This is a genomic window from Cupriavidus sp. 8B (assembly GCF_054589115.1).
Genome location: NZ_BAAILO010000476.1, coordinates 1 through 12476, shown reverse-complemented (window position 1 = coordinate 12476; position 12476 = coordinate 1). Strand labels below are relative to the sequence as shown.

Genomic DNA, 12476 nt, shown 5'->3' with positions numbered 1-12476 from the left:
GAGGCAGCGCTGGCACGGGCCTGCGAGCAGGTCGGGGCGGCTGCGCCCGACCTGCTCGGCTGACCCGGCGGGCCTTCGGGCCTTCCTGCCCTCAGGCCGCGAAGGCCTTGCGGGCGGCTTCGATGGTGGTCGCGAGGATGGCGTCGTCGTGCTGCGCTGAGACGAAGCCCGCCTCGAAAGCGGACGGCGCCAGGTAGACGCCGGCATCCAGCATGGCGTGGAAGAAGCGGTTGAAGCGCGCGGTATCGCACTGCGTGACTTCAGCAAAGCTGCCCGGCACGCCTTCGCGGAAGTACAGCCCGAACATGCCGCCGATGGCATCCGCCGCGAACGGCACGCCGGCATCCACCGCCGCCGCGGCCAGGCCGTCGGCCAGCTTGCGGGTTTGCGCGGCCAGGCGGTCATGGAAGCCCGGTGCCTGGATCAGCTTGAGGGTGGTCAGCCCGGCCGCCACCGCCAGCGGGTTGCCCGACAGCGTGCCGGCCTGGTACACGGCGCCCAGCGGCGCCAGGCAGGCCATGATGTCGCGCCGGCCGCCAAAGGCCGCTGCCGGCATGCCGCCGCCGATCACCTTGCCCAGGCAGGTCAGGTCCGGCGTGATGCCGTAATGCGCCTGCGCGCCGCCCAGCGCCACGCGAAAGCCCGTCATCACCTCGTCGAAGATCAGCACCGCGCCATGCTGGGTGCACAGCGCGCGCATGGCTTGCAGGAACGCATCGCTGGCACGTACCAGGTTCATGTTGCCGGCCACCGGCTCCACGATCACGGCGGCGATCTCGCCGGCGTGCTTGATGAAGGCTTGCTCGAGCTGTTCGACGTTGTTGTACTCCAGCACCATGGTGTGCTTGGTCACGTCGGCGGGCACGCCGGCCGAGGAGGGCGCGTTCTTGGTGGTGTCGGCAAAGGTCAGCAGGCCGGAACCCGCCTTGACCAGCAGGCTGTCGGCGTGGCCGTGGTAGCAGCCCTCGAACTTCACGATCAGGTCGCGCTTGGTGAAGCCGCGCGCCAGGCGCAGTGCGCTCATCGTGGCCTCGGTGCCGGAGGAAACCAGGCGCACCTGCTCGATCGACGGCACCAGCTTGCAGATTTCCTCGGCCATCTCGATCTCGGCCTCGGTCGGCGCGCCGAACGAGAAGCTGTGGGCCGAGGTCTCCTGCACCGCGCGCACCACTTCGGGGTGGGCATGGCCGACGATCATCGGGCCCCACGAGCCGATATAGTCGATGTAGCGCTGGCCGTCGGCGTCCCACATGTAAGCGCCTTCGGCGCGCGTGATGAAGCGGGGCGTGCCGCCCACCGAGCGGAAGGCGCGCACGGGCGAATTGACGCCGCCCGGGATGGTTTGCTGTGCGCGGTCGAAGAGCTGCTGGTTACGAGACATGGCTTTGCGTGAAATCAAAAGCGGGAGAAACGCGTTCTAACAGGCAGCAAGTTACGTTGAAGATGCCGGCAAAAAGGCTCAAATGCGAGGCATATACGCGGTAACGTGCGCGAACACGGCGTATTTGGCCCGAATCCTGCTTGCCCGGCTGGCGCCGGCGGCGCCGATTCGGTACCATCTGGCCCTGAATTTTAATGGAGAGTGACTGGACCGTTATGGAATACAAGACCTGGATGTGCCTGATCTGCGGCTGGATTTACGATGAAGCTACCGGCGCGCCCGAAGACGGCCTTGCCCCCGGCACCAAATGGGAAGACGTGCCCATCAACTGGACCTGCCCGGAATGCGGTGCGCGCAAGGAAGATTTCGAGATGGTGGCGCTCTGACACTCTCCAGGGTTGCTGGAGTTGCTGGATAGCAACGCTAGATTTGCTGCGTCGCCAGCCAGCACGGGCTGGATGGCGTGATCTGGTCATGCGCGACCATGACGCGACCGTGACTACACGGCCTGGGCCGGTCAGCCCGCCGCGGCGCGTCGCGTCGATGCGACAGATCGACAGGGGCTGCCCGAGATTCCGGATTGACGGCCCCACGGCGACTTGTCACACTCTGTTTCAAATTTGAAAATCCACCCTTTGGGGGGTGGACCGCGGCAGGCGCGGGTACCACGCGCCGCCGTTTGCCGGTCACCGGAGCTTTCCGGCCGGCGTGTTTTCGGGAATCAAATCGTTTTGTTTCGGGGGTCCGTCGGGGCAGCCAGGCTGCCTTGCGCGGAAGTTCTCAAGTGAATGCCGGCGTTTCCGTGAGGGAAACATGCTGGTCGCGGGAACGAGATGCGGGTCGCTCAACTACAAGAAGGTATTCGGGTCAGCGCCGAGGTCAGCGGCGCAGTCGAAGCTGGCGCCGGCGCCAGCGGCGGCGCTGCGCCTGCGCGCCGCAAGGTGCTCGTCATCGACGATTCCAGCACCATCCGCCGCACCGCCGAGATATTCCTGTCCCAGGCCGGCTGCCAGGTGCTGCTGGCCGAAGACGGCTTCGAGGCACTCGCCAAGGTCGGCGACATGCATCCGGACCTGATCTTCTGCGATATCCTGATGCCGCGCCTGGACGGTTACCAGACCTGCGCCCTCATCAAGAAAAGCGCTCGGTTCCATGCCATCCCGGTGATCATGCTGTCCTCCCGCGACGGCGTGTTCGACCGTTCGCGCGGCCGCCTGGTCGGCGCGCAAGACCATCTCGCCAAGCCATTTACCCGTGAGTCGCTGCTGCAGGCGGTAGACGCCTGCGTGCCACGTGCCGCTGCCGTGGCCAGCCCCTTGCCGGCTTGAGCGCAACCCAAGGAATACCCATCACCATGCCTATCAGCAAAATCCTCATCGTCGACGACTCCCCCACCGAAGCCCTGTTCATGTCCGACCTGCTCGGCAAGAAGGGCTTCAAGGTCTCGGTGGCCGGCAATAGCGAGCAGGCCTTCGCCCGGCTCGAGAAGGAACCCTTCGACCTGATCCTGATGGACGTGGTGATGCCCGGCCAGAACGGCTACCAGGCGACCCGCGCGATCAAGCGCGACGACCGCTTCAAGGACATCCCGGTGATCATGTGCACCAGCAAGGGCCTGGACACCGACCGCATCTGGGGCATGCGCCAGGGCGCGGCCGACTATGTCGTCAAGCCGGTCGACGGTGAAGAACTGCTGACCAAGATCGCTGCGCTGGCGCACTGAGCCGCTGCCCGATCGCATCCGACCCCATCCTTGCTTTTCACCGGACTCCGACCATGACTGCGCCGCGCCAGGATCTTCGTGCCCGCCAGACCCGGCTGCAGGACTACCAGGCCATGCTGGCCCGCCGGCTGCGCGAGGCGCGCAACCTGCCAGCGGTGGACAGCTTCCTGGGCCTGCAGGTGGGACAGCGGCACTGGTTGCTGCCGTTGCCGCAGACGGGCGAGGTGCTGGAGATGCGCCAGCCCAGCCGCGTGCCGCTCACGCAGTCCTGGTACACGGGGCTGGTGAACGCGCGCGGCAGCCTGCTGGGCGTGATCGATTTCGGCCTGTTCTGCGGCGAGGGAGCCACCCCGCTGCAGCCGGGCAGCAAGATCGTGGTGCTGTCGCGCCAGGTGGAGCGCGCCTGCGGCATCCTTGCCACGCGCGTGATCGGGCTGCGCCATGCCGGCGACCTGTCGTTGCCGGTAGAGGTGGCTGATCCGGCCAATGCGGCGCGGGCACGGCAGGAGCCTGCACCGGATTGGGAGGGCCCCTGTTTTGCCGATCGCGACGGGCGCGACTGGCAGGTGCTCGACGTGCGCAGGCTGCTGGCGTCGCCGGCCTTCCTGCAGGTGGGCAGGCAGGCTGCCTGAGCGCCGCGCGGGCTGCCCGCGACGACGCGACGACGCGACGACAAATCAAATTCAAAAAATAACGGACAGAGGGTGCTATGGGATTCAAGATGTTCAGCCTGGGTCGCCAGGCGCCGGCGGCCGGTGCCGCCGAACTGGCGGTAGACGCTGCGGCCGCGCCCATCACGCGAAGCACCCCGGCCGAGAAGCTCTCGGGCCGGCTGTCCCGCATCCCGTTTGCCAGCCAGCAGCGCGCGCTCACCGCTGGCGTGGTGCTGTCGCTGGTGGCGCTGCTGGCGTCGGTGTATTTCGATAACCGCGAAGCCAACAACGGCGCGGCGCAGATCGAGATCGCTGGCGACATGCTGATGCACTCGCAGCGCCTGGCCAAGGCAGTGCCGGTGGCGCTGCTGGGCAATGCGCAGGCGTTCACGCAGCTGCGCCAGTCCAAGAGCGAGCTCGCGGGCGACTTGCAGGCGCTGCAAGACGGCAGCGAGGCCAAGCACGTGCGCGCTACCGGCGCGGTGGCCGCGCCGCTGCTGGAAAAAGCCATGGAATCCTGGCAGCGCACCGAGAAAAGCGCAGGCGACGTGCTGGCCCAGCAGCCCACCCTGACCACCATCGGCCAGACGCTGCAGATCTTCAATGCCTCCAACCCCGAACTGCTGGAAAGCGCGGAGCAGGTGGCGGCAATCAAGCTGCAAAGCGGCGCCAACGCGCGCGAGGTGGCCGCCTCCGCGCAGCTGGTGATGCTGACGCAGCGCCTGGGTAAAAACCTGAACGAGTTCCTGGCGGGCGAAGGCGTCAACCCGGAAACCGCGTTCTTGCTCGGCAAGGACACCAACACCTTCCGCGAAACCCTGGACGGCCTGATGAACGGCAGCGAAGCGCTGCGGCTGTCGGCGGCGGGAGACGCCGAAACCCGCGGCTACCTGCAGCAGCTGTCGCAACGTTTCGACGCGGTGCAGAAGACCACCCAGACCATCCTGCAGAACCTGCCCGGCCTGATCGCCGCCAAGCGCGCGCAGCAGCAGATCTTCAACGACAACGAGGCACTGCGCGGCGAGCTCTCCGCGCTGCAGGCCGCTTATGCGCAAGGCGCCCGCGTGCGCCCGCTCACGCTCGGCGCCACCATCGTCTCGGCCCTGCTCACGCTGCTGTTCCTGGCCGGGCTGGCCGCGCTGTACCTGCGCGATTCGCGCGCCCGCACCCTCGAAGCCGAGGCCCGCGAGCGCGAGGCCGAAGCCCGCCGGCTGGACGAAAAGCGCAACAACGATGCGACCCAGAAGGCGATTTTGCAGTTGATGAACGAGCTGCAGGACATCGCCGACGGCGACCTGACCAAGCAAGCCACCGTGACCGAGGACATCACCGGCGCCATCGCCGACTCGGTGAACTACACGGTGGAAGAACTGCGCGAACTGGTCGGCCGGGTGCAGCAGACCGCCGGCGAAGTGACGCAGGCATCGGGGCAGGTGCAGGACACCTCCACCGAGCTGGTCGCGGCCTCGGAAGAACAGTCGCGCCAGATCCGCCAGACCGGCGAATCGGTGGTGGAAATGGCCGACCGCATCACGCAGGTCTCGCGCGGCGCGGCGGAATCGGCCAACGTGGCGCGCGCCTCGCTGGCCGCGGCCGAGCAGGGCCAGCACGCCGTGCAGAACGCCATTGTCGGCATGAACGACATCCGCGAGCAGATCCAGGACACCTCCAAGCGCATCAAGCGCCTGGGCGAATCCTCGCAGGAGATCGGTGAAATCGTCGAGCTGATCTCCGACATTACCGAGCAGACCAACGTGCTGGCGCTGAACGCCGCCATCCAGGCCGCGTCCGCCGGTGAAGCCGGCCGCGGCTTCTCGGTGGTGGCCGAAGAAGTGCAACGGCTGGCAGAGCGCTCCGGCGAGGCAACCAAGCAGATCGGCGCGCTGATCCGCACCATCCAGACCGACACGCAGGACGCGGTGCACGCCATGGAGCGCAGCACGCAGGGCGTGGTGGAAGGGGCCAAGCTGTCGGACAACGCCGGCGCCGCGCTGGTGGAGATCGGCCGCGTGTCGCGCCAGCTCGCCGAGCTGATCGAGCAGATCTCGCAGACCACCTCGCACGAGGCGGGGCTGGCTACCGCGGTGGCACGCAACATCGAAGGGATCCTGCAGGTGACCGAGCAGACCTCGTCCGGCACGCGCCAGACGGCACTCTCGGTACGCCAGCTGACCTTGCTGACCGAAGAGCTGCGCAACTCGGTGCTGCGATTCAAGATCGCCTGACGAGCCAGCACTGGTGTTCAACGCGAGCCCGCGCGGATGCGGGCCACGGACCGGCGCCACCGCATTGGACGCATTGGAAGCAGTCATGTCATTGAATTTCCCTGTCTCGCGCGAGGCCGCCGGCACCGATCCGGCCGTGCAGGATCCGCTGGCGCCGCTGCCGTCGCCAGCACTGGCCGCGCCCGCGCCGGACCTGTCCGCCGAGCTATCCGCTCCAGCCGGGAAAGCCGCTGCCCCGGTGGCCCGGGATCTTTCCGTGCTGGCCTGGCTGGCGCCGAGCCTGCGCACCGCGCTGGACGATGCCGCCGCGGAGCTGGGCCACTACGTCGATGAAGTGCAGCAGGCGCCCGAGGCGCTTGGCGCGCGCGACACCACCTCGCTGCGCCTGGCCGGCCAGCATCTGCACCAGGCCGCCGGCGCGGTGCATATCGTTGGCCTGCGCGGGGTCGATCCATATTGCCAGGCGCTGCGCCGCTTGCTGGAAGGCGTCGATGGCGGCGCCGTGCCCGCCGACGCCGGCACGCTGGCCGCATTCCGCCTGGGCGTGCAGGCGCTGGCCGAGTACGTCGACGACCTGATGGCTGGCGACGAGGAAGATCCGGTGCGGCTGTTCCGTTCCTATGCCGACGTGCTGGGCCGCCTTGGCGAAGACCGCGTGCACCCCGCCGACCTGTGGGTGGACGAGCTGCAGATGCTGCCCGGCATCCTGCTGCCGATGCGCATGGCCGCAACCGTCACGCGCGCGCGCCAGCGCTTCGAGGCGGCGTTGCTCAAGGCGCTGCGCTTGCCGGTGCCGTGCGTTGAGCCGAGCCTGTTGCACGAGGCCTATCTGCCGCTGGAATCCGCGCTGGAAGACGTCCGCGCGAGCGAGCAGGAACTGCGCCGCGCCACCGACCATCCCGACCGCGGCGTGTGGCATGTGCTGGCGCTGGTGTTCGGCGCGCTGGCCCACGGCCTGCTGCCGTCGGACCTGCTGGCCAAGCGGCTGGCGGGGCGGGCCCACCTGCTGCTGCGCCAGTACCTGCAAGGGCAGGTGCGGGTGCCGCAGGCCTTGCTCAACGACGCCGTCTACCTGCTGGTCACCACCAGCGGCACGCTGCCCGCGAACGAACCGCAGAGCGCGCCCGTGCTGGTGCTGCGCTCCGCCATTCGAGAATGCCTGCAAGCCTTCCGCATCGACGCGGCGCACGCCGCGGTGCATGCCGATTTCCGCGTGCGCTATTACGGCTGGCTCGACCCGATCGATACCCGCAACCTGCAGCAGGCGGCCACCGCGCTCGAGCGGGCCGCCGCCGCCGGCCCGGATCACGGCGAATGGCATAACGCGCTCGCCGTGCTGGCCGAAGCCGCGCAGCCGCTGGTCCAGCCGGCGCTGCTGCGCTGCCTGGATGCTGCGGCGCATGCCGCGCCGCAGGTCCGCCCCGGTGCCGACGACCCCTTTGGCGCCGGCGCCATTGCCTTGTTCCTGGGGCGGGCACTAGCGCTGCCATGGCGCGTGCATGGCAGCACCGGGCACGCGGCGGCCGCCGAGTTCGCGCGGCGTTGCGATGAACTGACCTCATACCTTGGTGCGCGTGAGCGCGCCGAGCCGGCTGCGCAAGCGCCGCGCTGGCTCGCGCAGATGGTGGACCAGGCGCGCGCGCAACGCCTGCGCGAGGCCGCGCTCGCGCAACTGCGCGGCCACCTCGACAGCGGCGAATCCTGGCTCGATGCCTATGACCGCGATGCCGCCCGTGCCGAAGCCGGCGCCCACCTGCGCGATGCCGAACGCGCTTTCGCGGCGCTTGCCGGCACGCTGGATGGCCTGCGCGAGGCCGGCGCGCTGCCGGAAGCACTGCAGGCCGATGCGCTCGCGGTAGCGGCGGCGCTGGAGCGCGTGATGCCAGCGCTGGAATGGCTTGCTGGCGCTCGCGCCACGCGCGACGCTGCCAGCGCTGCCGACGCGGCGCGCGAGCGCGCTGCCCGCCTTGCCGCGATTGCCGGCGAGCTGGGTGTTGTGCATGCCTTTATCGATGCGCTGGCATTTGGCCGCGCCGCAGCGGCGGATGCGCATGCCGAAGCCGTCGACATTGCCGCTCAAGAAGAGCAGGGCGGCGCGGCTTCCCACGCGAGGCTGCTAGCCAATGCGCGCGCGGCGGTCAACGATGCGGTGCGCCATCCGGCCGCAGCCGACGCGCCCGAGGTGAAGGCGCTGCGCGCCGCGCTGCAGGCCATGAACGAGCAGGCCGCCATCGACGACGCAGCCGGCCTGCGCCGCCAGGCCGGCGAAGCCACCACGCAACTCAATGCCTGGCTCGCCGGTTCCGAGGGCGCGGCCGAGCGCCTGGTTGTGGCGCTGGCCGAGGCGCTGCCGACCAGCGCGCCCGGCACGCCCACGCCCGCGGCAGCGATGCCCGCCGCGGCCGACACCGCCGCGATCGACGCCGAACTGCTGGATATCTTCCTGACCGAAGCGGTCGAGGTGCTGGGCGAGGTCGCCAACGATCTCGGCGGCGGCCTCCTGGCGCTGGCAGATGCCGATACCATCAGCCGCCTGCGCCGCGCCTTCCATACGCTCAAGGGATCCAGCCGGATGGTGGGCCTGCATCGCTTTGGCGAGGCAGCCTGGGCGATCGAGCAGGTGATGAACCTTTGGATTGCCGAGGCCCGCGCCCCGGCGCCGGTCCTGCTGGACTTGCTGGTGCGTGCCCACGATGAGCTGTCCGGTTGGGTGAGCGCGCTGCGCGACGATGCCCATGCCGCGCACGACGCCACGGGCCTGCTGGCCACGGCGCAGTCTGTGCGCGCGGGCGAGCAGCCCGAGCCGGAGCACATCGCCGAAACGGGGGCTTCGCCTGTGCAGGCGGCCGGGCTTGAGCTGGTGGTGGCGCAGCCCGAAGACGGGCAGGTGCTGGAAGCACAAGCGGAGCAAGAGCCCGAGCAAGAGCCGGAGCAAGAGATACAGCTCCCGCTGCAGGCGGCTGAACAGCCGGCCGAGGCTGAAGAAGACAACGCCGCCGCCGGGGATGCCAAGGTCATTCCTTTCCGCTTTGCCAGCACACCGGCCGAGGAAAACGACCACTTCAAGCTGATCGGCCCGGTGCGTATCAGCCTGCCGCTCTACAACGTCTACTTGCAGGAAGCCGACGACCTCATCCGCCAGTTCGCCACCGATGTCTCGGAGTGGCGCCACGAGGGCCGTCCCTGCCCGAGCGAGCTGGCGTTGCGCGTCGCGCATACCTTGCAAGGCAGCGCTTCCACGGTTGGCCTGGAGCCGGTGCGCGCCATTGCCGAGGCGCTTGAGCGCCTGATGCTGCAGCTCGGCGCGCACCCGGTGGCGATGCACCCTGGCGACTTCCGCTTGCTGGAGCAGGCGGTGGAGCGCGTGCGCGGCATGCTGCACCAGTTTGCCGCGGGCATCTGGCCGGCCGCCGATGACGCGCTCTGCCGCAGCCTGCTGGAGCTTGGCGAGCGCGCCATGGTGCGCCCACGACTGGCGTTGCCGGCGGTGGATCTGTTGGCCGAGGCGGAGGACGCGCCGGTTGCGCTGCTGTTCGGCAAGTTGCCGGGCGCGGCCACCAGCGGCTTGCTGCACGACGCCACCGTCATGCCACTGCATGCGGCGGAGGTACAAGCGGCTCCGGATGCCACGGATACGCCGGACGAGCGAGCTACCGAGGCCGCCGAGGAGGCCCTGGATCCGGCGCTCGTCGAGATTTTCCTGGAAGAGGCGCACGGCAGCCTGCCGGAACTGGGCAAGCTGCTGCGTGGCTGGGAGACGGCCTGCGGCGATGGCGAGCATGCCAGCCACGCTGGCCTGATCCTGCGCGCGCTGCACACGCTCAAGGGCAGCGCCCGGATGGCCGGCGCCATGGCGCTGGGCCAGGCCGCCCACGAAATGGAAACCCTGCTCGATGCTGGCGTGCGCGCCGATCGCGTCGGGCCGGTCATGTTCGTGCGCCTGTATGCCTGGTACGACCGCATCCTCGCGCATAGCGAGGCGCTGCAGGCCGGCCGCCTGCTGCCGGTGGACGATCCCGAGCTGATCAACGCCATGACCGGGCAGAACAGCGCGCCGGAAGAGGAACCGGTATCGGCTGCCCCTACACCAGCACCAGCGCCCGTGCAAGACGCGCCGCAAGCTGGCGCTGCCCGCCACGCCGCATCGACGAGCGCCACGGTACAGCCGTGGCTGCCCGCCACGCCCATGCTGCCGGCCGGGGCATCGCTGCCGATGCCCGCTGCCGGCGCAGCGCCGGCGCCCGCCACCGATGCTGTCGAACGCCAGCGCGCGCTGGTGCGGGTGCAGGCCCGCACGCTCGATACGCTGATCACCGATGCCGGCGAAGTCGGCGCGACGCGCGCACGGCTGGAGAGCGAGCTCGACGCGATGCGCAGCTACCTGGGCGAGCTCAACGACAACGTGGCGCGCTTGCGCGGCCAGTTGCGCGAGATCGAGATCCAGGCCGAGTCGCAGATGGCCTCGCGCACCGCCGATGCCCAGCACAAGGTCGAGTTCGATCCGCTCGAGTTCGATCGCTTCACGCGCTTCCAGGAACTGACGCGGATGATGGCCGAGTCGGTCAACGACGTGGCCACCGTCGAGCAAAACCTGCAGCGCGGCTTCGACCGCGCCGCCGGCGACCTCGACGCGCAGGCCCGCTTGACCCGCGGCCTGCAGCGCAGCCTGATGCAGGCACGCATGGTGCAGTTCGACGCGCTGGCCGAGCGTTTGTATCGCGTGGCGCGCCAGGCTGCCAGCGAGACCGGCAAGGAAGTGCGCCTGCTGATCAAGGGCGGCACCGTGGAGGTCGACCGCTCCGTGCTGGACCGCATGGCTGGCCCGATCGAGCACCTGATCCGCAATGCGGTGGTGCACGGCATCGAGTCCGCTGACGTGCGCCGCGCGGCAGGCAAGCCCGCCACCGGCGCGCTCACGCTGGAAGTGCAGCAGGAGGGCAATGAGGTGGTGCTGCACTTCGTGGACGATGGCGGCGGGCTGGACCTCGCGCGCATCCGCGCGCGCGCCATCGAGCGCGAGCTGCTGGCGCCGGACGACGACGCGGGCGATGCCCGGCTCACCGAGATGATCTTCGCCCCAGGCTTCAGCACCGCGGATACGGTGTCGGAGCTGGCAGGGCGCGGCGTGGGCATGGACGTGGTGCGCGCCGAAACGGTGGCGCTGGGCGGGCGCATCGCGCTGGCCACGCAATCCGGGCAAGGCACCCGCTTTACCGTGCACCTGCCACTGACGACAGCCATCACGCAAGTGCTGCTGGTCACGCTGGGCGGCCGGCCGTTCGCCATCCCGAGCGGCATGATCGACCAGGTCCAGCAACTGCGCTCGCAAGGGCTGCTCGAAGCCTACAACCAGGGCAGCCTCGACGCCCCCGGCGGCGCCGTGCCGTTCCACTACCTCGGGACGCTGCTGGAAGAAACGCCGGCGGTAGCCGCGGGCAAGAAGTATTCGCCGGTAGTGGTGGTGCGCAGCGGGGCCGAGCGCATCGCCGTGCACGTGGACGAAGTGATCGGCAACCGCGAAGTGGTGGTCAAGCACATCGGCCCGCACCTGGCACGCCTGGAAGGCATTGCCGGCGCGACCACGCTGGGCGACGGCGAGATCGTGCTGATCTACAACCCGGTGGTGCTGGCGCAGCGCTTCGTGCGCGAGCGCGGCGAGCTGGCCCGTCCGCAGCTTGCCGATCTGCCGCAGCTTCCCCAACTGGCGTCGCAGCCGATGCTGGGCGCGGTGGCAGAATTCTCGCAAGGCGGCGCAGCTCCGGTGCAAGGGCTGGGCACCCAGCCAACCGTCATGGTGGTCGACGACTCACTGACCGTGCGCAAGGTCACGCATCGCTTGCTGACGCGGGCTGGCTACCAGGTGGTGCTGGCGCGCGATGGCGTGGATGCGCTGCGGCAGTTGCAGGAGGTGATGCCTGACGCGATGCTGGTCGACATCGAGATGCCGCATATGGATGGGTTTGACCTGACGCGCAATGTGCGCGCGGATAGCCGGACCGCGCATATGCCGTTGGTGATGATCACTTCGCGCACGGCGGAGAAGCATCGGCGTTATGCGGCTGAGATTGGGGTTAATGTTTATTTGGGCAAGCCGTATAACGAAGACGAGTTGCTGACCACGCTGCATCATTTGCTGGGTGAGCGGGCAGTGGGTACGTCGGGGACGGTGGCGCAGATGTTGGGGGAGGATGCGGGGAATTGAGGGTGGGGGGCTTGAACGCAACTGCAACTGCAACTGCAACTGCAACTGCAACTGCAACTGCAACTGCAACTGCAAAATCAGCTTCAACTGCTTAACTTCAAGGTCAAAGTCAACTGCAGTTTCACCACCCCTGCGGGGCGGCGACCTACTTTTTTGTCTTGCCAAAAAAGTAGGCAAAAAAGCGCGCCGGATGGGGCGACACCCCCTCGGGATTCGACGAAAAGAGCGGCCGGGACCCAAACTCGCATCGCCTTAAGGCGATACTCAGACACGGGTCCCTCTTTTCCGCTCT

At 68.7% G+C, this 12476-nt stretch carries 7 protein-coding genes; 6 read left to right on the top strand and 1 reads right to left on the bottom strand.

What is annotated here, in order from left to right:
• Positions 1-91 precede the first annotated feature (91 nt).
• A complete protein-coding gene (gene hemL / locus ACYP5B_RS44635) occupies positions 92-1381 on the bottom strand; it encodes a glutamate-1-semialdehyde 2,1-aminomutase (RefSeq protein WP_318236186.1) in 1290 nt (429 codons plus the stop codon).
• A 215-nt stretch (positions 1382-1596) separates the two neighbouring features.
• Here hemL and ACYP5B_RS44630 point away from each other — a divergent pair, with 215 nt between their 5' ends.
• The 6 genes from ACYP5B_RS44630 (at position 1597) to ACYP5B_RS44605 (ending at position 12184) form a co-directional block, all read left to right on the top strand.
• On the top strand, positions 1597-1767 hold the full coding sequence (locus tag ACYP5B_RS44630; protein WP_267605793.1) for a rubredoxin: 171 nt from the start codon (positions 1597-1599) through the stop codon (positions 1765-1767).
• Between the two features lie 447 nt (positions 1768-2214).
• Positions 2215-2709, top strand: coding sequence for a response regulator (locus ACYP5B_RS44625; protein ID WP_400092456.1), 495 nt, complete (start codon positions 2215-2217; stop codon positions 2707-2709).
• 26 nt (positions 2710-2735) lie between these two features.
• On the top strand, positions 2736-3104 hold the full coding sequence (locus ACYP5B_RS44620; protein ID WP_400092457.1) for a response regulator: 369 nt from the start codon (positions 2736-2738) through the stop codon (positions 3102-3104).
• 53 nt (positions 3105-3157) lie between these two features.
• The gene (locus tag ACYP5B_RS44615) at positions 3158-3736 is read left to right on the top strand and encodes a chemotaxis protein CheW (protein WP_400092459.1); all 579 of its coding nucleotides are present in this window, start codon (positions 3158-3160) and stop codon (positions 3734-3736) included.
• Positions 3737-3813: 77 nt separating this feature from the next.
• Positions 3814-5982, top strand: coding sequence for a methyl-accepting chemotaxis protein (locus ACYP5B_RS44610; RefSeq protein ID WP_267605800.1), 2169 nt, complete (start codon positions 3814-3816; stop codon positions 5980-5982).
• A gap of 85 nt (positions 5983-6067) precedes the next feature.
• Positions 6068-12184 (top strand): hybrid sensor histidine kinase/response regulator, encoded by a 6117-nt coding sequence (locus ACYP5B_RS44605; protein ID WP_459573855.1) that lies wholly within the window; start codon positions 6068-6070, stop codon positions 12182-12184.
• Positions 12185-12476 lie beyond the last annotated feature (292 nt).

Coding starts and splice junctions, on each gene's coding strand:
- hemL (WP_318236186.1), bottom strand. CDS start 1,381: ATGTCTCGTAACCAGCAGCTCTTCGACCGCGCACAGCAAACCATCCCG.
- ACYP5B_RS44630 (WP_267605793.1), top strand. CDS start 1,597: ATGGAATACAAGACCTGGATGTGCCTGATCTGCGGCTGGATTTACGAT.
- ACYP5B_RS44625 (WP_400092456.1), top strand. CDS start 2,215: ATGCGGGTCGCTCAACTACAAGAAGGTATTCGGGTCAGCGCCGAGGTC.
- ACYP5B_RS44620 (WP_400092457.1), top strand. CDS start 2,736: ATGCCTATCAGCAAAATCCTCATCGTCGACGACTCCCCCACCGAAGCC.
- ACYP5B_RS44615 (WP_400092459.1), top strand. CDS start 3,158: ATGACTGCGCCGCGCCAGGATCTTCGTGCCCGCCAGACCCGGCTGCAG.
- ACYP5B_RS44610 (WP_267605800.1), top strand. CDS start 3,814: ATGGGATTCAAGATGTTCAGCCTGGGTCGCCAGGCGCCGGCGGCCGGT.
- ACYP5B_RS44605 (WP_459573855.1), top strand. CDS start 6,068: ATGTCATTGAATTTCCCTGTCTCGCGCGAGGCCGCCGGCACCGATCCG.